Origin of the sequence: Micromonospora salmantinae (assembly GCF_022230905.1) — a bacterium.
GTDB lineage: Bacteria > Actinomycetota > Actinomycetes > Mycobacteriales > Micromonosporaceae > Micromonospora > Micromonospora salmantinae.
This window is the reverse complement of record NZ_JAKKFG010000015.1, coordinates 14077-35381: the sequence shown is the minus strand read 5'-3', so window position 1 is coordinate 35381 and position 21305 is coordinate 14077. Positions and strand designations below refer to the sequence as shown.

22 protein-coding genes are annotated in these 21305 nt (G+C 72.3%); 10 read left to right on the top strand and 12 right to left on the bottom strand.

Going from position 1 to position 21305, the window contains the following annotated elements:
• Nucleotides 1-71: 71 nt before the first annotated feature.
• Complete coding sequence (locus tag PSH03_RS14405; RefSeq protein WP_210785032.1) at nucleotides 72-674, bottom strand: MarR family winged helix-turn-helix transcriptional regulator; 603 nt, start codon at nucleotides 672-674, stop codon at nucleotides 72-74.
• Nucleotides 675-788: 114 nt separating this feature from the next.
• Here PSH03_RS14405 and PSH03_RS14400 point away from each other — a divergent pair, with 114 nt between their 5' ends.
• The 3 genes from PSH03_RS14400 (at nucleotide 789) to PSH03_RS14390 (ending at nucleotide 4309) form a co-directional block, all read left to right on the top strand.
• Nucleotides 789-2366 carry an LLM class flavin-dependent oxidoreductase gene (locus PSH03_RS14400; protein ID WP_238689431.1) on the top strand — a complete coding sequence of 526 codons (1578 nt, stop codon included), beginning with the start codon at nucleotides 789-791 and terminating at the stop codon, nucleotides 2364-2366.
• Between the two features lie 63 nt (nucleotides 2367-2429).
• Complete coding sequence (locus PSH03_RS14395) at nucleotides 2430-3050, top strand: ArsR/SmtB family transcription factor (RefSeq protein ID WP_238689430.1); 621 nt, start codon at nucleotides 2430-2432, stop codon at nucleotides 3048-3050.
• Entirely contained in the window at nucleotides 3047-4309 is a 1263-nt protein-coding gene (locus tag PSH03_RS14390; RefSeq protein ID WP_210785035.1) for an MFS transporter, read from the top strand. The genes PSH03_RS14395 and PSH03_RS14390 overlap by 4 nt, the downstream gene beginning before the upstream one ends.
• Before the next feature lie 117 nt (nucleotides 4310-4426).
• Here the strand turns inward: PSH03_RS14390 and PSH03_RS14385 are convergent, their stop codons facing one another.
• From PSH03_RS14385 to PSH03_RS14375, 3 genes are all read right to left on the bottom strand, one after another.
• Complete coding sequence (locus PSH03_RS14385) at nucleotides 4427-5122, bottom strand: alpha/beta fold hydrolase (protein WP_238689429.1); 696 nt, start codon at nucleotides 5120-5122, stop codon at nucleotides 4427-4429.
• A gap of 80 nt (nucleotides 5123-5202) precedes the next feature.
• Nucleotides 5203-5802, bottom strand: coding sequence for a DUF4291 domain-containing protein (locus tag PSH03_RS14380; protein ID WP_238689428.1), 600 nt, complete (start codon nucleotides 5800-5802; stop codon nucleotides 5203-5205).
• Between the two features lie 248 nt (nucleotides 5803-6050).
• Nucleotides 6051-6473, bottom strand: a complete 423-nt coding sequence (locus PSH03_RS14375) for an MmcQ/YjbR family DNA-binding protein (protein ID WP_238689427.1) — start codon at nucleotides 6471-6473, stop codon at nucleotides 6051-6053.
• Between the two features lie 153 nt (nucleotides 6474-6626).
• Between PSH03_RS14375 and PSH03_RS14370 the strand changes: the two genes are divergently transcribed.
• Nucleotides 6627-8429 (top strand): acyl-CoA dehydrogenase, encoded by a 1803-nt coding sequence (locus PSH03_RS14370; RefSeq protein WP_238689426.1) that lies wholly within the window; start codon nucleotides 6627-6629, stop codon nucleotides 8427-8429.
• A 16-nt stretch (nucleotides 8430-8445) separates the two neighbouring features.
• Here PSH03_RS14370 and PSH03_RS14365 read toward each other — a convergent pair whose 3' ends face one another.
• A complete protein-coding gene (locus PSH03_RS14365; RefSeq protein ID WP_210785040.1) occupies nucleotides 8446-8622 on the bottom strand; it encodes a hypothetical protein in 177 nt (58 codons plus the stop codon).
• Nucleotides 8623-8719: 97 nt separating this feature from the next.
• Complete coding sequence (locus PSH03_RS14360) at nucleotides 8720-9439, bottom strand: polyamine aminopropyltransferase (RefSeq protein WP_238689425.1); 720 nt, start codon at nucleotides 9437-9439, stop codon at nucleotides 8720-8722.
• A 129-nt stretch (nucleotides 9440-9568) separates the two neighbouring features.
• On the opposite strand from PSH03_RS14360, the gene eccB reads away from it, so the two are divergent.
• Nucleotides 9569-10954 carry a type VII secretion protein EccB gene (gene eccB, locus PSH03_RS14355; RefSeq protein WP_238689424.1) on the top strand — a complete coding sequence of 462 codons (1386 nt, stop codon included), beginning with the start codon at nucleotides 9569-9571 and terminating at the stop codon, nucleotides 10952-10954.
• A gap of 119 nt (nucleotides 10955-11073) precedes the next feature.
• Here the strand turns inward: eccB and PSH03_RS14350 are convergent, their stop codons facing one another.
• From PSH03_RS14350 to PSH03_RS14335, 4 genes are read right to left on the bottom strand one after another with little or no spacing between them, the layout of a single operon-like run.
• Complete coding sequence (locus PSH03_RS14350) at nucleotides 11074-11679, bottom strand: class I SAM-dependent methyltransferase (protein WP_238689423.1); 606 nt, start codon at nucleotides 11677-11679, stop codon at nucleotides 11074-11076.
• Nucleotides 11680-11733: 54 nt separating this feature from the next.
• A complete protein-coding gene (locus tag PSH03_RS14345; protein ID WP_091406739.1) occupies nucleotides 11734-12600 on the bottom strand; it encodes a carbohydrate ABC transporter permease in 867 nt (288 codons plus the stop codon).
• Nucleotides 12600-13556, bottom strand: a complete 957-nt coding sequence (locus tag PSH03_RS14340) for a carbohydrate ABC transporter permease (RefSeq protein WP_210785044.1) — start codon at nucleotides 13554-13556, stop codon at nucleotides 12600-12602. The genes PSH03_RS14345 and PSH03_RS14340 overlap by 1 nt, the downstream gene beginning before the upstream one ends.
• Complete coding sequence (locus PSH03_RS14335; RefSeq protein ID WP_238689422.1) at nucleotides 13553-14947, bottom strand: ABC transporter substrate-binding protein; 1395 nt, start codon at nucleotides 14945-14947, stop codon at nucleotides 13553-13555. The genes PSH03_RS14340 and PSH03_RS14335 overlap by 4 nt, the downstream gene beginning before the upstream one ends.
• A gap of 115 nt (nucleotides 14948-15062) precedes the next feature.
• Here PSH03_RS14335 and PSH03_RS14330 point away from each other — a divergent pair, with 115 nt between their 5' ends.
• The 5 genes from PSH03_RS14330 (at nucleotide 15063) to PSH03_RS14310 (ending at nucleotide 19312) form a co-directional block, all read left to right on the top strand.
• Entirely contained in the window at nucleotides 15063-16103 is a 1041-nt protein-coding gene (locus tag PSH03_RS14330) for a zinc-dependent alcohol dehydrogenase (protein ID WP_210785046.1), read from the top strand.
• Nucleotides 16100-16921 carry a sugar phosphate isomerase/epimerase family protein gene (locus PSH03_RS14325; RefSeq protein ID WP_112589707.1) on the top strand — a complete coding sequence of 274 codons (822 nt, stop codon included), beginning with the start codon at nucleotides 16100-16102 and terminating at the stop codon, nucleotides 16919-16921. The genes PSH03_RS14330 and PSH03_RS14325 overlap by 4 nt, the downstream gene beginning before the upstream one ends.
• A 128-nt stretch (nucleotides 16922-17049) precedes the next feature.
• Nucleotides 17050-18336 (top strand): MGH1-like glycoside hydrolase domain-containing protein, encoded by a 1287-nt coding sequence (locus PSH03_RS14320; RefSeq protein ID WP_238689446.1) that lies wholly within the window; start codon nucleotides 17050-17052, stop codon nucleotides 18334-18336.
• Between the two features lie 51 nt (nucleotides 18337-18387).
• Complete coding sequence (locus PSH03_RS14315) at nucleotides 18388-18786, top strand: NUDIX hydrolase (RefSeq protein WP_210785048.1); 399 nt, start codon at nucleotides 18388-18390, stop codon at nucleotides 18784-18786.
• Nucleotides 18787-18826: 40 nt separating this feature from the next.
• Nucleotides 18827-19312 (top strand): DUF2267 domain-containing protein, encoded by a 486-nt coding sequence (locus PSH03_RS14310; protein ID WP_210785049.1) that lies wholly within the window; start codon nucleotides 18827-18829, stop codon nucleotides 19310-19312.
• A 169-nt stretch (nucleotides 19313-19481) separates the two neighbouring features.
• On the opposite strand, the gene PSH03_RS14305 is transcribed toward PSH03_RS14310, so the two are convergent.
• Both PSH03_RS14305 and PSH03_RS14300 read right to left on the bottom strand, forming a co-directional pair.
• Entirely contained in the window at nucleotides 19482-20714 is a 1233-nt protein-coding gene (locus tag PSH03_RS14305) for a serpin family protein (protein ID WP_238689421.1), read from the bottom strand.
• Between the two features lie 26 nt (nucleotides 20715-20740).
• On the bottom strand, nucleotides 20741-21256 hold the full coding sequence (locus tag PSH03_RS14300) for an NUDIX hydrolase (RefSeq protein WP_238689420.1): 516 nt from the start codon (nucleotides 21254-21256) through the stop codon (nucleotides 20741-20743).
• Nucleotides 21257-21305: the final 49 nt, after the last annotated feature.

The window sequence follows — 21305 nt, the reverse complement described above, 5'->3', positions numbered from 1 at the left end:
GGCCTGTCCGGCACCGCTCGACGGACGACGTCGGGCGGTGCGGGGGCGGGCCCGCCCGCAGTATCCGCGGGTCAGTCGGGCCTGCTGCGGCGGGCTCGGGGGGTGGCGGTTCGCCCGCTCCGCGCCGCCGCGGCGCCGGTCCGGCGCGTAGCGGGCGCCGCCGTCGCCGAGTCGGCCTGCACCCGTGTCACCACCTCGCAGAGGTCGCGCAACGGGTCCACCGCCTGGGCCGAGCAGGCGACCTTCTGCAGCAGTGACCGCAGCGTCGCCGACTCGGTCGACGTGAGCGCCCCCAGCAGGTGCGACTCGACCTGCCGCAGCGCCAACCGCCGCTGCTCCCAGGCGGCACGGCCGGCGTCGGTGACCTCGATCAGCCGGTTGCGCCGGTCGGCCGGGTCCGCGCGCCTGGCCACGAACCCGGGCCGCTCCAGGTCGTCGATCAGGTACGTGAGGACTGTGCGGTCGATGCCGATCTCCTCGGCGATCGCGCCCTGGTTCCGGGCCGGCCCGTTGCTGGCCGCGGTGAGCAGTTGGTAGCCGCGCGGGCCACCGGGGAAGTCGGTGAGCGCGTGCTCGGCCGCCCGGACGTAGCCGCGGAAGACGATGCCGAGCATCCAGCCCAGGTCGTCGTCGAGCGGATCGGGCCGGTCCGGCCGGTGAGTGGCACCCGTCATGCCCCGACAATACCGCAGTGAGTCAGACCTTGTTGGCGGAAGATGTTCTGTCTGTCATAAGGTTAAGGTTGCGACGCATCGTCCGAGGCGTCGAGGAAATCGGGAGGCTCGCAGATGAGCGACTACGGCCACGACCTGGTCTTCGGCTCCTTCGTCACGCCCAGCGCTGACAGTCCGGACCGCGCGGTCGGTGTCGCCGTCCTGGCCGAGCAGGTCGGGTTGGACCTGGTCACCTTCCAGGATCACCCGTACCAGCCGGCGTTCCTCGACACCTGGACGCTGCTGAGCTTCGTGGCGGCCCGCACCAACCGGGTGCACCTGGCGGCGAACGTGACCAACCTGCCACTGCGCCCGCCGGCGGTCCTCGCCCGCAGTGTGGCCAGCCTGGACCTGCTCAGCGGTGGTCGGATCAGCCTCGGCCTCGGGGCGGGGGCGTTCTGGGATGCCATCGAGGCGATGGGCGGCCGGCGGCTGACCCCCGGCCAGGGCGTACGAGCCCTGGAGGAGGCCATCGAGGTCGTCCGTCAGCTCTGGGACGTCGAGACGCGCGGCGGAGTGCGGGTCGACGGCGAGTTCTACCGGGTGGTGGGCGCCAAGCGCGGTCCCGCGCCGGCCCACGCGGTGCCGATCTGGCTGGGTGCGTACAAGCCCCGGATGCTCCAGCTCACCGGTCGTCGGGCCGACGGCTGGCTGCCCACGCTTGGTTATCTCCAGCCCGGTGATCTGACCAGGGGCAACGCGATCATCGACGACGCCGCGCAGCAGGCCGGCCGGTCCCCGCAGGACGTGCGCCGGCTGCTCAACATCGCCGGAGAGTTCTCGACCGTCGGGCGCGGCCCGCTGAACGGGCCCGCCGAGCAGTGGGCCGAGGAACTGGCCGAGCTGGCACTGGAGGAGGGCGTCGGCACCTTCATCCTGGGCAGCGACGACCCCGACGACCTGCGCCGCTTCGCCGGTGAGGTGGCCCCCGCCGTCCGCGAGTTGGTCGCGGCCGAACGTGACCGGGGCGCGGCTCCGGAGCGTACGCCCGAACTGGAGCCGGAGCCGGTCGCTGCGCCGCCGGCCCGGGCGAGCCGCGCCACCGCGACCGGTGGCGCGTTCGCCGTGGTGCCGACCCCGGACGACGGCGTACGGCGAAGCGAGCAGCAGGTGTGGGACGAGTCGAGCCGGCCGACCGGGCCCGCGCCCGACCCGGAGCGCACCTACACCCCGCAGGAGCAGGCCACCGGCGCGCACCTCGTGCAGATCCACGACGGCCTGCGCGCCGAACTGGCCCAGATTCACGACCTGATCGAGCAGGTGGCGGCCGGCGAGATCGACGCCGGCGCGGCCCGGTCCCACATCAACACGATGACCATGAGGCAGAACCGGTGGACTCTCGGCGTCTACTGCGAGTCGTACTGCCGCATCGTCACCACCCACCACACGATCGAGGACCAGTCGTTCTTCCCCAGGTTGCGGGCGCGTGACCCCCGACTCGGCCCGGTGGTCGACCGGCTGGAGCAGGAGCATCACGTCATCCACGACGTGCTGGAGGGTGTCGACCGGGCCCTGGTCGCGTACGTCGGGTCTCCGGACGGGCTCGCCGAGCTGCGGGCCGCGGTGGACCTGCTGACCGACGCCCTCCTGTCGCACCTCAGTTACGAGGAGCGGGAGCTGGTCGAGCCGTTGGCGCGGTTGGGCATCGCCTGATCAACGCGCCGTGGCGGCGGCTCGGGGTTGCCCCGATCAAATCTGAGAGACTACTCTCGAAACATGTCTCTCAAGAATCCGTACGGGGATTTCGAGATCAGTGAGCCGCAGGCGCTGCGGGCGCTGGCCCACCCGGTACGGCTGGCGATCCTGGAGCACCTTCAGCGGCACGGCCCGGCGACTGCCACCGGGCTCTCGCCGCACGTCGGCGCCACACCGTCGGTGGTCAGCTGGCACCTGCGGCACCTCGCGACGTTCGGCCTGGTCCTCGACTGGGACGGTGCCACCAGCAAGCGGGAACGCTGGTGGCAGGCGGCAGCCCGCGGCTTCCGCTTCACGGTGCCGGAGGGCGCCGAGGGGCAGTCCGCCAGCCAGCAGCTACGCGGCGAGATGTTCGCCCGCAACGCCGACGCACCCCAGCAGTGGCTGCTGCATGAGGAGCCCCGGCTGGACCCCGAGTGGCGCGCGCTGGCCGGCATGGCCGACACCAGGTTCGTGGCCACCGCCGACGAACTGCGGCAACTGGAGGAGTCCATCGAGGAGCTGATTGCCCCGTACGTGCGGCGCAAGGAGGAGCCGGCCCCGGCCGACGCGCGGATCGTCCGGATGCTGCGCTACCTGCTGCCCGAGGCGGGGGACGAAGCCCCGGCCGAGCCCGGCGACGACGGCGCGGCCGCGTCATGACCGCCACCGACGTCCCCACCGACACCGGGCCCCCGCCGGCCCTGCACCGTGACCGGCGGTTCCGCACCTTCTGGATCAGCGAGACGATCTCCCATTTCGGCGATCGGATCAGCGAACTGGCCCTACCGCTGATCGCCGTCACCCTGCTCACCGCCACACCCGTGCAGGTCAGCGTGCTCACCGCGCTGATCTGGCTGCCCAACCTGCTGGGCCTGTTCCTCGGCGCCTGGGTGGACCAGCGCACCCACAAGCGGCGACTGCTGATCATCGCGGACCTGATTCGCGCCGCTGTGCTGCTCAGCCTGCCGGTGGCCTACCTGTTCGACGCGATCACCCTCACCCAGCTCTACCTGGTGGCACTGCTCACCGGCTTCGGAGCGGTGCTCTTCGCCATGGCGCGTCAGGCGTTCTTCGTCGGCCTGGTGCCGCGATCGGCGTACGTGGACGCGAACAGCAAGATGAGCATGAGCCGGTCGCTCTCCTTCATCGCCGGCCCGGCCGTCGGCGGTGGGCTGGTCCAGGCGCTCAGCGCGCCGGTCGCGATCGTCGTCGACGCGCTCTCCTTCCTCGGCTCCGCGCTACTGCTCAGCCGCATCCCGGTGACCGAGCCCACGCCACCACCGCGTCGGACGTCCACTCTCGGCCTGGTCCGCGAAGGGCTCGTGCTGGTGCTGCGGCACCCGGTGCTGCGGGCCGCCCTCGGCTGCACCAGCACTGTCAACTTCTTCACCTTCATCACCGGCGCGCTGCTGGTGCTCTACGCCAGCCGCGAACTCGACCTGTCAGCCGGCGCGATCGGCATCGCCCTCGGTTTCGGGGCGATCGGCGGATTCATGGGCGCGGCGCTCGCACCGCGAGTCTCACGCGCCATCGGTCTGGGCCGCACCGCCATGATCGGCGCGGTGCTCTTCCCCGCGCCACTGGCGCTGACCGCGCTGGTGTCCGGACCCACCTGGACGAAGGTGGCCACGCTGGCGGCCATCGAGCTGGTCTCCAGCGTCGGGGTGATGCTGATGGACGTGAACCTCAACGCCCTCCTCATCGCCGTGACACCCGCCGACGCGCTGGGACGCCGGGCCGGTGCCTACAGCGCCGTCAACTACGGCATCCGACCGCTCGGCGCGCTGGTCGGCGGTGCCTTGGGCACCACCATCGGGCTGCGGCCCACACTGGCCATCGCCGGCCTGGGTGGCGTGCTCGCCGTGCTGTGGCTGCTCGCGTCACCGGTGCGCCACATCCAGACCCTCGACACGACCTGAGGGCTGCCGCGGCGCTCGACGATGCCGCCGGTGACGACGGGGGCCGCCGTACGGCAGCCCTCGTCGTCGGCAGCTCGGATCGCCTTGGTCTGGGGCTGCGGCCCCGGCCAGCGAAGGTCAGCCGGCCTCGACCAACAGGATCCGGGCCAGCTCGGTGGGCTGGGAGAACATCGGCCAGTGGCCGGTGTCGATGGTGACCAGTCGCCAGTGGTCGCTGGTCAGCAGTTTCGCCACCGTGTCGTTGGGCTCAGGCCCGTCGAGCAGGCACTTGACGTACGTCGCCGGTAACTCACCCAGCGGCCGGGTCAGCACGGCCGGCTCGGTCAGCGTGGCCCCCGGGTGCGGCGTGGTGCCCTCGATCAGCCGGGCGATCTGCTCGTCGGTGAGACCCTGACCGTCGAAGTCGGCCACGCCGGCCGGAGCCCAATCGCCGCCGTTGTCGGCGAGTTGCGCCTCGAAGGCCGCCTGGCCCTGCCACCAGCCGGAGGCGAACGACCCACCGTCGACCGGCACCTCGGAATCCACGAAGACCACCCGGGTCAACCGGTCGCCGATCCGCTCGGCGGCCTGGCCCACCGGAATGCCGGCGTAGCTGTGCCCGACCAGCACCACGTCGCGCAGGTCGCCGCGCTCGATCTCGTCGACGATGTCCTGCACGTGGGTCTGCTGCCCGGCGGGCACATTCCGCCGGTCGGCGAGACCGGAGAGGGTCAACGCGTGCGTGCCGTGGCCGGCCGCCCGAAGTGGTGCCACCACCTCGTCCCATGCCGAGGATCCCAGCCACGCCCCCGCCACCAACACGAAATCAGCCATGGCCGGGACCCTAGCGGCACCCTCCGACAGCCCCGAAACGTCAGGACCAGGTGCGGGCCTGGGCCGGTGACCGCGAAGGGTCAGCCGGTGGCGTCGAGGTGGGCCGCGATCTGCCTCGGCAGCGGATAGCCTCGTTCGGCCGGCAGGTGGTCCGTGGCCGCCCGCACGTCATGGTCCCGCACCAGGTCCCGTACGCGGTGGACGGTGGAGGTGATGTCCGTGACGCTGACCGTCCAGTCGTCGACGTACCGGACGACGGCTTCGCCGGACAGTCCGACCTGCAACGACCGGTAGGGCAACGCGCTCAGGTGCAGTGTCCGTTCCGGATCCCACTGCACCCGTACCGGGCTGGCCTTGAGTTGCCGCGACCACGTCGCCCGGTCGCCGTGCAGGCCCTGGTCGTAGTGACTCAGACAGGCTCTCGCCAGCGCCCACTCGAAGCCCTCCCGCGTGATGTCGATGGACAGCACACGCTCCTGCCCGGGCTTGGTGGCCCAACCGCAGCGGTACATCATCCACAGGAACGACGGCTTGATCCAGGTCATCCGGTCCCGCTTGAAGGGGGGCACGAAGCGACCGGCGGCCACCGCCGGCAGCGCGATCTCCGGTGGGTACGCCTGGTACACGGTGATCGTGTCGGCCGAGAAACGAGCACGGATCTGACGGGCAGGAACGGACACCCTGCGATCTTCACCCACCGGAGGGCACCTCTCCACCGGGTTTCGTACCCGAGCCGGGGGAGACCCGGTGCCGACCGGCGGCTGCCGAACTGGGCACTCAGGCGTGGTCCCGGGCGGGCGGGCGGCCCGATCTCCACCGGCATCCGGTGGATCTGGACCGGGTACTCGACGGCCGAGACCCCGCCGTTGAGCCCGGCGGTCAGGTGCAGACCGTCGGCGCTCAACCGGCGGCAGGGTGCCCTCGGCGCTCAGCCAATCGGCGGTGCCGAAGGGCCGACCCGGGCGGCGAGCCGCTTCGGGGCCATGACCACGTAGCTCTCGGTGAGCAACTCACAGACCTCCTCCCAGTCGGTGTCCTCGTCCAGGACCATGCCCATCACGTTCGGACTCCAGTCCGGTTTGTAGAAGGGGTGCCCGGTGGCGAGGAGCCCGGCGATCTCGTCGAGTGGCGACCGGAAGGTCAGCAGGCAGGCGGGCTGGTCGAGTGCGGCAGCCCGTCCGTGCACCGGCTGGCGGTCGGGGTCGACGGTGAGCACGTGGGCGATGGTCCGCTTGCGGATCCGCCAGCGGGTGCCCACCCAGGCGGGCTCCTCGTAGGTTTCCGGCAACCCGAGGCAGATCGGCCGCAGCCGGTCGAGGACCTCGGGCGGGACGTCTCCGGGTGCGGTCACGGACAACGACGCTAACCGGTCGGTGTGACACGTTCCGCTCGTCGAACCCCGCCCGGGCCGGTGGTGCGTGCCCCGTCGATCCGCCAGGATGGGCGGGGCGACAGTGGGCCGTCGCCCCGGCCCGACCCGCCCCCGTGCCCGCTGAGGAGTGCCGTGCCGTCCACCCTGCTCTCCCGCCGTGACCTCGACTTCCTGCTGCACGAGTGGCTGCGGGTGTCCGAACTCGTCGAGCGCCCCCGCTACGCCGAGCACTCCCGGGAGACCTTCGACGACGCCCTGGATCTCGCCGAGCGAGTGGCCACCGAGCAGTTCGCCCCGCACAACCGCGCCGCCGACCTGGCCGAGCCCACCTTCGACGGGCAGCGGGTGCGGCTGATCCCGCAGGTCCGCGCGGCGTTGGACAGCTTCGCCGAGACGGGCCTGCTCACCGCCGGGCTGGACGCCACTGTTGGTGGCCTGCAACTGCCGCACGCCGTCGCGGCGGCCTGCTTCACCTGGTTCCAGGCCGCCAACGTGGCCACCTCGGCCTACCCGTTCCTCACCCTGGGCAACGCCAACCTGCTGCTGGCTCACGGCAGCCCCGAGCAGGTGGACACCTACGTCCGGCCCATGCTGGACGGTCGGTTCTTCGGCACCATGTGCCTGTCCGAGCCGCACGCCGGCAGCTCGCTGGCCGACATCACCACCCGCGCCGAGCCGCAGGCGGACGGCACGTACCGGCTCTTCGGCACCAAGATGTGGATCTCCGGCGGCGACCACGAGTTGGCCGAGAACATCGTCCACCTGGTGCTGGCGCGCATCCCGGGCGCACCGCCCGGCGTCAAGGGCATCTCGCTGTTCATCGTGCCCAAGGTGCTGGTCGGCCCGGACGGGTCGCTCGGTGAGCGCAACGACGTGGCGTTGGCCGGGCTCAACCACAAGATGGGGTTCCGCGGCACCACAAACACCCTGCTCAGCTTCGGCGACGGCGCGCACACCCCGGCCGGCAGCGCCGGAGCGGTCGGTCACCTGGTCGGCGCGCCGCACCAGGGTCTGGCGCAGATGTTCCACATGATGAACGAGGCCCGGATCGGGGTCGGCGCGGGCGCCACCGCGCTGGGTTACACCGGCTATCTCAAGAGCCTGGCGTACGCGAAGGAGAGGCCGCAGGGCCGGCCGGTCGGCGCGAAGGACCCGGCCGCCGCGCAGGTGCCGATCATCGACCACCCTGACGTACGACGGATGCTGCTGGCCCAGAAGAGCTACGTGGAGGGGGCACTGGCGCTGGTGCTCTACTGCGCGCGGTTGCTCGACGAGCAGAAGACCGCCCCGGCCCAGGCCGACCGCGAGCGCGCGCACCTGCTGCTGGACGTGCTCACCCCGATCACCAAGAGTTGGCCGTCGCAGTGGTGCCTCGCCGCCAACGACCTGGCGATCCAGGTGCTCGGGGGTGCCGGCTACACCCGCGACCACGATGTGGAGCAGCACTACCGGGACAACCGGCTCAACCCGATCCACGAGGGCACCCACGGCATCCAGGCACTGGATCTGCTGGGACGCAAGATGATCATGCAGGGCGGGGCTGGTCTCGCCCTGCTGACCACGACGATCGGTGACACGGTCGAGCGGGCCCGCAAGGTCGGGGGAGAGGCGTCCGAGCTGGCGGAGCGGCTGGCCGCCGCGGGGGACCGGGTCACCACTGTCACCCGTCGACTGTGGGCCGACGGTGACCCGGTGCTCGCGCTGGCCAACGCCAGCGCCTACCTGGAGGCCGTCGGGCACGTGGTGATCGCGTGGATGTGGTTGGAGCAGGTGCTGGCGCTGCCGGCGGAGGGGGCCGGCGACGCGTTCCACGCCGGCAAGCGGCAGGCCGCCCGCTACTTCTTCGCCGTCGAGTTGCCCCGGACCGGCCCGCAGTTCGACCTGCTGGAGAGCCGGGACCGAACCACGCTCGACATGCGCCCGGACTGGTTCTGACCGGTCCCGCCGCCCGTCACCGTCGGCGGGACCGGTGGCTCACGGCCTGCCGCCCCTTGACGACGCCCCAGACGATCACGATCACCAGCGCGATCACGCCGATGATGATCAGCCAGCGGACCGCCTCGAGGATCAACCCGAGCAGGATCAGCACGCCGGCGACCACGCCGACAACCCAGAGCAGTGCACGCATGTCGACCTCCCGTAACCGGCCGCGCCTGGTGCGGCCGGCCCCGGCTTCTCGTTCCCCGTCCGGCCGACACCATGCGCGCGCGGCCTACCGAAGTCGATCAGGAGCCGGTACGCGCCACGTAGACGGTGTTCGCCGACTCCCCGCCGGTCAGCGGATTCGCGAACGGCACGACATGCGCGCGTACGCTCGCGAACACCTCGCTGAGCGCGGCGGTGAACTCGGCGTCCGGCGGGTCGTCCGACCAGAGCGCGAAGACGCCCTCGGGGCGTAGCAGGGCGGCCAGGCGACGCAACCCGGCCGGCGGGTAGAACGCCGCGTGGCTCGGGTGCAGGACGTTGCGCGGGGAGTGGTCGACGTCGAGCAGCACCGCGTCGAACCGCCGGCCGGGCACCTCGGCGTCGAAGCCGGTGTCACCGGCCACCGCCGCGAAGAAGTCGGCCTGCACGAAGCGGGTCCGGGGGTCCTCGGCGAGTCCCGCCGCGAACGGCAGCAACCCTCGCTGGTGCCAGTCGATCACGTCCTCGATCGCCTCCACCACGAACAGTGAGCGCACCCGAGGGTCACCCAGCGCCGCGCAGGCGGTATAGCCCAGCCCGAGACCGCCCACCACCACGTCGAGCGAGTCACCGGCCACCTCGGCGAGACCGAGCCGGGCCAGCTCGATCTCCGCGACCGGGAAGAGGCTGGACATCAGATACTCGTCGTCGAGCTTGACCTCGTACACCTCGACCTGGAGTGCCGGGTCCCGGCGTCGGCGCAGGCTGATCGCGCCGATCGGGGTCTCCCGCCAGGCCAGCTCTTCGAAACGCGCGCCCACGGGTGCCCTCTCGCCGCCGGATTCGTCCACGGATGGTAGCGGTTGCCCCGCGACGGGCGGCCACGCAGGGTCCGCAGGAGATCGACGCAGCGCATATCCTGTGCCCGGCCGATCCACCGGAGGTGACTCATGCCGTCGCGGCAGGACCAGCTGCACTCCTACCAGTTCAGCGTCCAGCGGGCAGTCGCCGCCCTGGTTATGCGGGAGACCGACCCCGCCCAGTCGCCGTTTCGGCGGCTGGCCGGCGCCGGCCTGGCCAGCGTCCTGGTCGCGGCGATCGGGCTCGGTGGTTTCGCCCTCTACGGCCTGTTCGCCGGTGGTGGCAAGGGGTGGCGCGACCCGGGCGCGGTGATCGTGGAGAAGGAGTCCGGCGCCCGGTTCGTCTACCGCGAGCAGAAGCTGCACCCGGTGCTCAACTACGCCTCGGCGCTGCTCATCGTCGGCGCGGACCGTTCGAAGACGGTCCTGGTGTCCCGACGCACGATCGACGGAGTGCCGCGCGGGCTGCCGTTGGGCATCGCCGACGCACCCGACTCGCTGCCCGCCCCGGGCCGGCTGGCCGCCACGGCGTGGACGGTCTGCTCGACGGTCCCGGCCGGCACCGGCGTCGAGGCGCCCCGCTCCGCGTTGCTGATCGGCACCGAGCCCGACGGCGGTCGGCCGTTGGGCGACGACGCGCTGCTGCTGCGCCACCCCGACGGCGGGCTGTACCTGGTCTGGCACCAGCGCCGCTACCTCGTCCGTGATCCCAGCCGGGTGCTGGCGGCGCTCGCCACCACCCGCGCCCAGGCGGTTCGGGTGGCGCCGGCGCTGCTCAACTCGCTGCCCGCCGGCACCGACCTCGCCCCGCTCGATCTGCCCGCGTTGGGTCGGCCCGCCACCCGGGTGCCGGGTGCGGCGATCGGCACCGTCTACCTGGTGAGCAACTCCGGTGGCGGCCGGCAGTACGCGGTGGCGCTCGACGCCGGCCTGGCCGGCATCACCGAGTTGCAGGCGGGGTTGTTGCTGGCCCGCACCGGGCAGGTCGAGCCGGAGCCGATGACGTTGGGTCGGTTCGCCGCCCTGCCCACGGTGCCCGATCTCGCCCCGACCGGCCCGAACGCCCCGCCACCGACCCCGCCCCGGCTCGCGGCCGGCGACGGCGGGGCGCTCTGCACCCGCATCGGCGACGACGGCGGGGTTGGTGAGGTGCGCTGGGGCGTACCGCCGCGGGACCTGACGGCCGTGCCCCGCACCGCGCCCACCGGCGGCGCGGTGCTGGCCGACCACGTGGTGGTGGAGCCGGGCCGCGGTGCGGTGGTCGAGGCCGTCGCGGCGCCCGGCGCGACCGGCGGCGCGGTCTCCGTTGTCACCGACCTGGGCCGACGGTACGTGTTGGCCGACCGGGAGGTGCTCCCGATGCTGGGTTACCGCGGCGTGCGGCCGGTGCGGCTACCGGCCGGGCTGGTCAGCCTGGTGCCCGCCGGCGCCACCCTCGACCCGGCCGCCGCCCGCGCCGTCGCCGCCCCAGACTGATCCGCCCAAAGCTGCGGCGGTGCGCTGGGGCCGCGGTGATCAAGAGGTTTGCGTCAGAACCTGGCGCGAGGCTGACGCAAATCTCTTGATCACCGGGAAGCAACGCGTGGCAGGCGGTGTCAGTCTGGCGGGCGGCGCAGGACGGTGACCGCGAACGGGGCGTCGTCGCGCCACGGGCGCAGGTCCCAGGTGGCGAAGCGCTGCTCCACGCGCAGCCCGGCGGCCACCGCGTCGGCGTCGAAGGCGGTCAGTGGGTAGCCGCGCTCGGTGCCGAAGCCCACTGTCAGCACGCCGTCGGGTCGCAGGTGCGCTGCCACCCGGCGCAGCACCTCCGGTTCGGTGCCGACGGCGACGAAGGCGAGTACGTTGCCGGCCAGCACCGCCGCGTCGAACGGCTCGGCCTCACCCAGCGCCGGCAGATCCAGGTCGGCGAGGTCGGCGACCAGCCACGTCGGGCCGGGATAGTCGGCGTGGGCGGCATCCACCAGCGCGGGGTCGGCGTCCACCCCGACCACCGTGTGGCCCCGCTCGGCCAGTGCGGCACCGACGCGGCCGGTGCCGCTGCCGGCGTCGAGAATGCGGGAGCCGGGCGCGACGAGGGCGTCCACCAGTCGGGCCTCGCCGGCGAGGTCCGCGCCCTCGGCCACGAGCTTGCGGAACCGGTCGATATACCACTGTGAGTGCTCGGGACCGGTGTCGGTCGCCCAGCGGGTCGGGTTGGCCATGAGGCCACCGTATCCGGGCCGGTGGGGGCCGGGCGGGCGACCCGGACGAGACCATCATCCCTTCTCCGCGCCGCTGGTCAGCCCCTCGGTGAGCAGCCGTTCGCTGGCGAAGAAGAGGATCACGATGGGCAGGGTGAGCACGACCGAGCCGGCCATCAGCACGGTCTTGGGAACCTCCACCCCGTCGGCGAGCAGGGACAACCCCAGCGACACCGTCCACCGGTTGGGTTTGTCGACCAGGAAGAGCAGGGCGAAGAGGAACTCGTTCCAGGCGATCATGAAGTCGTAGAGCGCGACCGCCATGATCGACGGCATCGCCAGGGGCAGGCTGACACGACGGATGATGCCGAGTCGGCCGGCGCCGTCGATGGCGGCGGACTCCTCCAGGCTGACCGGGATGGTCTCGAAGTAGTTCTTCAGCATGTAGACCGACACCGGCAACGTCTGCGAGATGTAGACCAGCACCAGACCGAACAGCGAGCCGCGCAGCCCGGCGCGGGTGAAGACCACGAACAGCGGGATCGCGATGACGATCGACGGAAACAGGTAGACCGCCAGGAACAGGAAGTCCACCTGCCTCCGGCCGAAGAACCGCAGCCGGGCCACCGCGTACGCGCCGGGGATCGCGACCAGGAGAGTGAGCACTGTCGCCGCGACGGCGACCAGCCCACTGTTGCGGATGAAGGTGAGGAAACCCTGGCCGCCGTCGTCGGTGGCCTTGAGTACCTCGGCGTACGTGGCCACGGTCAGCTCACCGAAGCCGACCACCAGCGCCCCGGGGTCGAGCAGCAGCCGCTCGATGGGGCGCACCGAGAGCACCAGCATGTAGTAGAAGGGGAAGACCGTGATCACCAGGAACACGGCGATCACCAGGCGGCGCAGCCAGCGCAGGCTCACCGTCTCGACCACGTCCCGGTCCATCAGCCCACCCTCCGTCCGAAGAAGCGCAGATAGATCAGCACGAACACGATGAGCACCACGGCCAGCACGACCGCCTGGGCGGCCGCGGCCCCGATGTCGGTACGGGCGGTGAGGAACTCGTACACCCGCACGCTGACCACCTCGGTGCCGGCGGCACCGCCGGTGAGCAGGTAGACGTCGTCGAACTTGTTGAACGTCATGATGAAGCGCAGCACGCCCAGCAGGGCGATCACCGGCAGCAGCTGCGGCAGCAGGATGTGCCGGAACCGCTGGGTGGGGGTGGCGCCGTCGACCCGGGCGGCCTCCTCCAACTCGCCGGGCACCGCCTGGAGCCGGGCCAGCAGGAACAGGAACGCGAACGGGAAGTACCGCCACGCCTCGAAGACGATCACCGTGGCCAGCGCTGTCGACTCCTGGGTGAGGAACGGCACCGGGGCGTCCCAGCCGAGCAGGCGTTGGCCCCAGGCGTTGACGATGCCGAGTTGTGGGTCGAGCATCACCTGCCAGACGAACGTCACGGCGACCACCGGTGCCACGTACGGCAGCAGCATGGACGCCCGGACCAGGGTGCGACCCCGAAACGGCCGGCGGACGACCAGCGCGGCCACCAGGCCGAGCAGGATCGACCCGACGGTGCCGCCGATGCTGTAGATCAGCGTGACCCACAGCGTCTCGGCGAAGCCGGGGGTGTGCAGCACCCGGTCGATGTTGTCCATTGTGAACTCGCCGAACAGACCGGTCTTGCGCAGCGTGGCCAGCCGGACCCGCTGGAAGGCGAGCACCACTGTCCACACGATCGGGATGCCGATGACCGCGATGGTGACGAGCAGGGTCGGTGCGACAAGCGCGAGCCCGGCCCGGGATTCGCGGCGGCGCAGGGTCAACGGTCGGCGCCGGGGTGGCGCCGACCGCTCCCTGGTGGGGGAGCGGCCGGGGCCGGGCGCGGTGGTGGTCAATTGACGCCCGCCTTGATGGCGTCCACGTCCTTCGTGGCGCGGTTGGCGGCGGCCGCCGCGTCGGACTTGCCGGAGACGAGGTCGCCCAGCACCTTGGGCACCGGCAACTCGCCGAGCATGGCGCCGACGAGTTTGCCCTGCCCCTGGGTGAGCCCCCAGCGCCCGAAGGTGTCCGGGCTGCGGCGCAGCGTGGCCAGTACCTCTTCGCCGTACACGTCGGTGAGGGGCTTCTTCGCGTCCACACCCGCCTGGCTGGTGTTCCAGGCGGTCAGGTACGCCTCCGGCTCGGCGGGGGTGCCCTTGCGCACCGGGAAGCGGCCCTCGGGGGACATGCCGAACCAGCGCGGGTAGCCGTCACCGAGCATGTACTCCACGAAGGACTTCGCCGGGTCGGTCACCGCGCCGTCCAGCACGGCCCAGGAGCTGATCTCGCCGTACTGGGCCGGTTCGGTGCCGTTCGGGCCCTTGATCGCGGTGACGAACCCGCTGTTCTTTGCGAGGAACGCCGGGTCGGCCTGGCACTGGGGGCAGGTCGGCTTGGCGTCGTTGCGCAGCCCGGCCAGCTCGTCGAGGATGAACGGTGACCAGATCACCATGGCCGCCTTGCCCGCGAAGTAGGTGGCCCGGGTGGTGTCCACGTCCTGCGCGCCCTTCACCGAGCTGGTGCGGATCAGGTCACCGTAGAAGCGGAACGCCTCGACGCACTGGGGTGAATCCAGTGTCACCCTCCCCGAGTCGTCGGTGAGCTGGCAGCCGTTGGCCAGCGCCAGGTGCTCGAAGGTCTGCTGGGTGAACACGTCGCTGGGGGCGGTCGCCGCGGTGATGCCCGCGACGCCGCCGGTGTTCAGCCGGGCCGCGGCGGCGGTGATCCGCTCGTACGTGTCGGGGGCGGGTAGGCCGGCCGCGGCGAACAGGTCCTTGCGGTAGACGAGCAGCTGCCCCCAGCCGTCGCTGGGCACGGAGAGCTGTTTGCCGTCGTCGGAGGTGAGCTCCAGCGCTCGGGGGGAGAACGTCTGCTTGCCCAGCTTGTCGACGACCTCCGCGTTCGCCGAGGCGTGCAGCAGCTCGTTGCCGGCGAGCGTACGGATGCCGGCGAGGGAGACCGAACCGACCACGTCGGGCAGGTCGCCGGCGGCGGCGTTGGCGGCGATCAGGGAGGGGAACTGATCCTCGTTGACGGTCACGAGATCGACCTGGATCCCGGTCTTGGCGGTGAAGTCGGCGATGATCGCCTTGGTGGCGGTGACCCGGTCGGCCACGTCCTCCAGGCTCCAGACGGTGATCTTCTTGCTGTTGCTGTCGGGTTCGTCGTCGCCGCAGGCCAGCAGGGTGGACGTGGTCAGTGCCAGGATCAGGGTGGTGGCGAGTATCCGCCTCGGAGGTGCTGACATCGATGGCACTCCTCTCGAAGGGTACAAGAAGGATCCAACACCTTCGATTGATCAATAGCAAGACATATCGCGATTTTTTGCTATCCTGGAGCCCAGTGCTACCGGGATGTGACACATGGGCAACTGGGTGGTCTCTCTCGCCGGGCCTCGACGCATCAGCCTCGAGCCCTGCCCGCCGGATCCGCTCGGCCCCGGCCAGGTCCGAGTCCGCACCTGTTACTCGGGCATCTCCGCCGGCACCGAGCTGACCCTCTACCGGGGCAGCAATCCCCGGCTCAGCAAGGACTGGGACGACGCCGCCCGGATGTTCGTCCCCCGACAGACGCCGGTGCCCTACCCGTTGATCGGCTTCGGCTACGAAGAGGTCGGGGAGGTCATCGAGGTCGCGCCGGAGGTCACCGACCGGCATCCCGGGCAGCTCGTCTGGGGCATCTGGGGGCACCGGGCCGAGGCCGTGCTCGCCGCCGACGCGGTCCGCGCGCTCCCCACCGGGCTGGATCCGCTCGCCGCGGTCTTCGCCCGCCCCGGCGCCATCGCGCTGACCGCCGTGCTCGCCGGCGACCTGCACCTCGGCGACTGGGTCGGCGTCTTCGGCCAGGGTGTCATCGGGCTGCTCGCGACCCGGCTCGCGGTGCTCTCCGGGGCCCGGGTGGTGGCCGTCGACCCGGTTCCCGGCCGGCTGGAGCACGCCGCCCGATACGGTGCGCGATCCACTGTGGATGCCACTGTCACCTCCGCCGCCGCCGTGCTGCGCCAGGCCACCGACGGCCGGGGGGCCGATGTCTGCCTGGAGTTGTCCGGCGCGTACCCGGCGCTGCACGAGGCGATCCGCTCCACCGCGCACGCCGGCCGGGTCGTGGCCGCCGGTTTCTACCAGGGCCAGGCCGAGGCGCTCGGCCTCGGCGAGGAGTTCCACCACAACCGCATCCAGTTGGTGGCCGCCCAGGTCTCCGGGCCCACCCCCGCGCCGAGCATGGCCGGTCGGTGGACCGGAGACCGGGTCGCGCAGACCTTCATGGACCTGGTGGCCGACCGCAGCGTCGACCCGCTGCCGCTGGTCAGCCACATCGTCGACGCCAGCGCGGTCGCCGACGCCCTCGCGCTGCTCGACCGCGGCGCCGGTGACGTCCTCCAAGTCGTGCTGAGGTTCTCATGACCACCATCGCGCTGGCCTGTCAGGAACAACTCCTGCCGGGCACCAACCTGATCCAGAAGTACGCCCTCGCGGCCGCCCTCGGCTACCAGGGCATCGAGCTACGCGGCCGCGGCGATCTGGCGTTCGCCCGCCGGTTGCCCGAACTGCGCCGGGCCCGCGCCGCCGGGGTGGTGATGCCCACCGTCTGCGTCGAGATGGACCACTTCATCGGCGACTTCGACCCCGCCCGGTCCGCCGACGCCGTCCGCAACCTGCGCTCCCAGCTCTCGGTGATCGCCGAGCTGGGCGGCGTCGGGGTGATGACCCCGGCCGCCTGGGGGATGTTCTCCCGACGGCTGCCGCCGTTCGAGCCGCCCCGGGCCCCGGACGGCGACCGGCAGGTGCTCCTCGACGCCCTCGGCGAGCTGGGCGAGCACGCCCGGGCCGAGGGGGTCACCCTCTTCCTGGAACCCCTCAACCGGTACGAGGACCACATGGTCAACCGTCTCGACGAGGCGGTGGCGCTCTGCGCCGCGCTCGGGCTGCCGTCGGTCCGGGTGGTCGCCGACACCTTCCACATGAACATCGAGGAGGACGACGTGCACCGCGCGCTGCGCGCCGCCGCGCCGTACCTCGGGCACGTACAGGTCAGCGACTCCAACCGGTACCAGCCCGGCGCCGGGCACCTGGACTGGCCGGCGCTGGTGCGTACCCTGCTGGAGCTGGACTACCGGGGCTGGCTGGCCCTGGAGTGCCGGCTCCGCGGCGACCCGGTCCGGGCCCTGCAACAGGCCGCCACGGTGCTGCGACACGCGCTGCCCCGGCGGGCCGCCGCGTGACCGCCGACGCAAGGCTGACCAGCGCCGGCGCGCGCTCCGATGCCGAGCCGACCAGCGTCGGCGGGCCCGTCGACGCCGGAGCGACGCGCGCCGACGCCGCCGGCACCGGCCCGGCCGACGCGGCCGGGCTGCGTCGACTCGCCGTCGACACGCTCGACGCGAACTGGGAACACGACCACACGGTGCCCTCGCGCACGCTCTACCCGCACCAGTGGAGCTGGGACTCCGCGTTCATCGCGATCGGGTTGGCCCAGGTCCGCCCCGAGCGTGCCTGGCGGGAGCTGGCGAGCCTGTTCCGGGCGCAGTGGGCCGACGGACGGGTGCCGCACATCGTGTTCAACCCGGCGCTGCGGGTCGGCGCGTACTTCCCGGGGCCGGAGATGTGGCGTTCGGCCGACGTGCCGGGAGCACCGACGGTGGCCACCTCCGGCCTGGTCCAGCCGCCGGTGCACGCGCTCGCCGCGTTGCTGGCGTACCGGCGGACGCCCGACCCCACCGGGCTGGCCGCGCTGCGCGGGCTCTATCCCGCGCTGGTCGCCCAACAGCGCTACCTGGCCGAGCGGCGGGACGTGGCCGGTGACGGGCTGGTCTGCATCGTGCACCCGTGGGAGTCCGGGTTGGACAACAGCCCGGCGTGGGACGAGCCGATGGCCGCCGTGCCGGCCGAGGCGGCAGTCATGCGCGCGTACCGTCGGCACGACACCACGCACGCCGACGCCGCGCACCGCCCCACGGACCTGGACTACGCGCGCTACCTGGCGATCGTCGCCGCCTACCGTGAGCGCGGCTACTCCGACCGCGACCTCGCCGCCGGTCACCCGTTCCTGGTGGAGTGCCCGTTGTTCAACGCGGCGTTCGGGGCCGCCGAACACGCCCTCGCCGAGATCGCCGCGCTCGTCGGCGACGACCCCGGGCCGCACCGGGCCCGAGCGACCCGCATCACCGAAGCTCTCCTCCGCCGGTTGTACGACCGGAACACCGGCACGTTCCAGCCGCGTGACCTGCGCACCGACCGCCTGGTGAGCGCCCGTACCGTGCTCGGGCTGACCCCCCTGATCCTGCCCGACCTGCCGGCCCGGCACGCCGACGCGCTGGTCGTCGAGGCCCGGTCGGCGCGCTTCGGGGTGGCCCGTCGGATGGACCGGCCGTTGCCCACCTACGACCGCAGCGCACCCGACTTCGAGCCGCTGCGGTACTGGCGCGGGCCGAGCTGGCTCAACATCGGCTGGCTGGTCCGGCGTGGGCTGCTCGGGCACGGGCACCCGGAGCTGGCCGCCGGGCTGCGCCGCTCGATGATCGGTCTGGTCGCCGGAGCCGGCTGCCACGAGTACTTCCACCCGGACACCGGCGCCGGGCTGGGCTCACCGGCGTTCAGCTGGACGGCCGCGCTGCTGCTCGACCTGCTCGCCGACTGAGCACGGTGCCGGGTGGTAGCGTCCCCGGTCCCGGCGGCGGTAAGGAGCATCGTGCGCGAGATCGACAAGGTGGCCTGGATCCTCGTCGAGGACGGTCGGGTGCTGAGCACCCGGTCGGTGGGCAAGGACGTCTGGTACCTGCCGGGCGGAAAGCGCGAGCCGGGCGAAACCGACCTGGAGACCCTGCGTCGGGAGATCGACGAGGAGTTGAGCGTCGAGGTCGACGTGCCCGGTGCCGTGCGGCTGGGCACCTTCACCGCCCAGGCGCACGGCCACACGACCGGCATCACCGTGCGGATGACCTGCTACCGGGCCGACTACCGGGGACAGCTGCGGCCGGCCAGCGAGATCGCCGAGATGGCCTGGCTCGGGTACGCGGACCGACACCGCACCTCGCCGGTCGACCAGATCATCTTCGACCACCTGCTGGCCGAGGGTCTGCTGGCCTAGCGGCAGTTTGTCGCGGCCGGCCAGGGGTAACCGGCCGAGCGTGACCGACGGCGACGGGTTCCCGTACTTCATCGACGCGGTGTCCCAACGGTCCGGCCTGCCGGCCGAGGAGGCCGCCGCGCTCGCCCGCGCCGTGCTGCAGACGTTGGCCGAGCGGGTGACCGGCGGCGCGCCCGGCGACCTCGTCGGGCACCTTCCGAACGAGGTCGACGGCTACCTGAGCGGCCCGGCCCCGGATCCGGCCGGGACGGCCCTCCCAGCCCCGGATGCGGCCGGCGCCCTCGGCCCGGATGCCGGGGCCGATGGCTTGACCAGCGGGGTGGGCCTGGAGGTCGGCGGTGCCGGCGCTACCCCGATGGAGGCCGGCCCGACGGAGTTCCTTCGTCGGGTGGAACAGCGTGCCGGGGTCGACCCGGCCACCGCCCGGGCCGGAACCGGTGCCGTCTTCGCCACGTTGCGCACGGCGATGACGGTGCGGGAGTTCCGGGAGATGGTGGCGCGGCTGCCGCGCGACGGCGGGTTCTGACCCGGCCCGGCGGGGTCAGTCCAGGAGTGCCCCGGTGACGTCGGCCCGGTTGAGGGCCGCCACGCACCAGGCGAAGTGGCCGTCCTGACCCGTCGGGTCGTAGGCGTTCGCCGTGATCAGCGAGTAGGCCGCCCGAGCACCCCGGCCACCTGCTCCTCCGCGAGGTAACTCACGCCTCGGACACCTCCTCGGGCTCGGCCACCCAGGCGGAGAAGACCGGCACCCCGTGCCACGGGCCGGTGACGCCCTCGGCCCTGGCATCGGTGGCGACGGCCACCACCGCGTACGGGTGGCCGAAGCGCAGCTCGGCGGTGCGTGCGACCCCCTCCGGTGGCAGGCTGGTCAACCCGAACATGGCGGTCACGGCCGCCGCCTCGAAGCCGTACCTGTCGAACCGGGCCACCGCCGTCTGCCGTGCCTCGAAGCGCTCCATCGGCAGCGCCGTCGCCGTCGCCAGCGTGGCCGCCACGGCCGGAAAGCCGAGCATCGGTGCGGTCAGGTCGTGGTCGCTCCGGGCCGACCAGCAGGGCAGGACGGCGGTGTGCCGCTCTTCGCGGCCGTCGCGGGCCCGGGTGCGTACCCGCTCCTCGGTCAGCGTCCACAGCGGAGTCTCGCCGAGCGGCAGGTCGAACAGCGAGCGGCTGCCCGTCGGTTGCGCGCCGTCGGCCGCGCCGGCGCTGAGGTCGTACGCGATGGCCAGCACCTCGGCCGGTGGCACCTGCGGTGCGGCGGCCACCGAGAGGACGACCAGCCCCGCGCCGTCGGTCGTCCGGGCCGGTGCGGCGTGCACGATCACGTCACCGGCCCGCGCGGTGGAAACGATGGCGCAGCGATGGCCCTGGCTCGGGCTGCGCAGTGCTTGCCGCAGTTGACCGGCCCACGGGCTGCCCCCGCCGAGCGCGCGTGCGTCGGCGACGTCGAACGGGGTCGCCCAGGACACCCGGGTGGCCAATGCGCTGGCCAGGGCCAGCACCACGTCCGGCCCGACCCGCAGGGGAAACGTCTCGATCAGGCCGAGGGTGTGCTCGCGCGCCCAGGCGTCCAACCCGGCCTGATCGGGCAGGACGCCGACCTCGGTCGTGTTGGGCAGCGCGGCCCGCCACGCCGCCGCACCGCCGTCGCCCTGCCCCGCTCGGTGCCAGAGCGCGGTGGCGGACCCGACCAGCGGGTGCGGCGCGTCCAACAGCGTTCGGGCGGCCTCGGCCGCGCTCGGCAGGTCCGTGCCCAGCGCCTGCACCAGCTCCGCGGCTGTTCCCTTCGCGGTGGCCGGCTCGGCCGTCGTGGCAGCGACCGCGAGCAGCAGCCAGGCGCCGAGCGGGGAGGCGACGTGGTGTCGGTCGCCGGCTGTGGCGTGCAGCCGCGCGGCGTACGCGGAGAGCGGCCCGTGCAGATCGGTCCTCATGTCCCCACTCTGCCCGCCGGCCCGGCTCACGACCACAGCTCGAACGGCTCGTCGATCTCCGTGCCGGTGAGAAAGGGGCTGATCAGCCGGGGGAGCTGCCCGGGGTAGAACCGTTCCCTACTGGCCATCACCGCCGGCAACGGCCACCAGCGGAAGCTGAAGTAGTCCTCCCGCTCGTAGTCGAGCCGGTGCGCCTCGTCCACGTCCGGGCCGGGGCCGGTCAGCCGTACGGCGACGACAACCTCGTCCTGGACGTGCCGTAACTGGCGGTGCAGGAAGCTCGCCCGCCGCCGCCAGTTCGGCGCACCAACCTGGTCGGCGCTGATCACGATGCCGGTCTCTTCCCGCAGCTCCCGCACCGCCGTGTCGCGATAGGTCTCACCGGGATCCATGCCACCGCCCGGCAGCTCCCACCAGGTGCCCAGCCGGGCGTGGTCCGGGTCGCGGGTGTGGAACAGCAACACCCGGTCGGTGCCGTCGGTGACCACCACCCGCACCGCGCGTCGCTCCAGGATCGGCAGGTCACGGGGCAGCTCGTTCATGGAGCCAGTCTGTCGTACCGCCCCCTTCGGCAGCGGGTAGGCTGCCCGC

What these genes read in the sequence shown, in the direction of transcription:
- PSH03_RS14390 (WP_210785035.1), top strand. Translation starts at nt 3,047, where the DNA reads ATGACCGCCACCGACGTCCCCACCGACACCGGGCCCCCGCCGGCCCTG.
- PSH03_RS14325 (WP_112589707.1), top strand. Translation starts at nt 16,100, where the DNA reads ATGACCACCATCGCGCTGGCCTGTCAGGAACAACTCCTGCCGGGCACC.
- PSH03_RS14300 (WP_238689420.1), bottom strand. Translation starts at nt 21,256, where the DNA reads ATGAACGAGCTGCCCCGTGACCTGCCGATCCTGGAGCGACGCGCGGTG.
- PSH03_RS14365 (WP_210785040.1), bottom strand. Translation starts at nt 8,622, where the DNA reads ATGCGTGCACTGCTCTGGGTTGTCGGCGTGGTCGCCGGCGTGCTGATC.
- PSH03_RS14305 (WP_238689421.1), bottom strand. Translation starts at nt 20,714, where the DNA reads ATGAGGACCGATCTGCACGGGCCGCTCTCCGCGTACGCCGCGCGGCTG.
- PSH03_RS14385 (WP_238689429.1), bottom strand. Translation starts at nt 5,122, where the DNA reads ATGGCTGATTTCGTGTTGGTGGCGGGGGCGTGGCTGGGATCCTCGGCA.
- PSH03_RS14335 (WP_238689422.1), bottom strand. Translation starts at nt 14,947, where the DNA reads ATGTCAGCACCTCCGAGGCGGATACTCGCCACCACCCTGATCCTGGCA.
- PSH03_RS14345 (WP_091406739.1), bottom strand. Translation starts at nt 12,600, where the DNA reads ATGGACCGGGACGTGGTCGAGACGGTGAGCCTGCGCTGGCTGCGCCGC.
- PSH03_RS14395 (WP_238689430.1), top strand. Translation starts at nt 2,430, where the DNA reads ATGTCTCTCAAGAATCCGTACGGGGATTTCGAGATCAGTGAGCCGCAG.
- PSH03_RS14330 (WP_210785046.1), top strand. Translation starts at nt 15,063, where the DNA reads ATGGGCAACTGGGTGGTCTCTCTCGCCGGGCCTCGACGCATCAGCCTC.
- PSH03_RS14405 (WP_210785032.1), bottom strand. Translation starts at nt 674, where the DNA reads ATGACGGGTGCCACTCACCGGCCGGACCGGCCCGATCCGCTCGACGAC.
- PSH03_RS14350 (WP_238689423.1), bottom strand. Translation starts at nt 11,679, where the DNA reads ATGGCCAACCCGACCCGCTGGGCGACCGACACCGGTCCCGAGCACTCA.
- eccB (WP_238689424.1), top strand. Translation starts at nt 9,569, where the DNA reads ATGCCGTCGCGGCAGGACCAGCTGCACTCCTACCAGTTCAGCGTCCAG.
- PSH03_RS14400 (WP_238689431.1), top strand. Translation starts at nt 789, where the DNA reads ATGAGCGACTACGGCCACGACCTGGTCTTCGGCTCCTTCGTCACGCCC.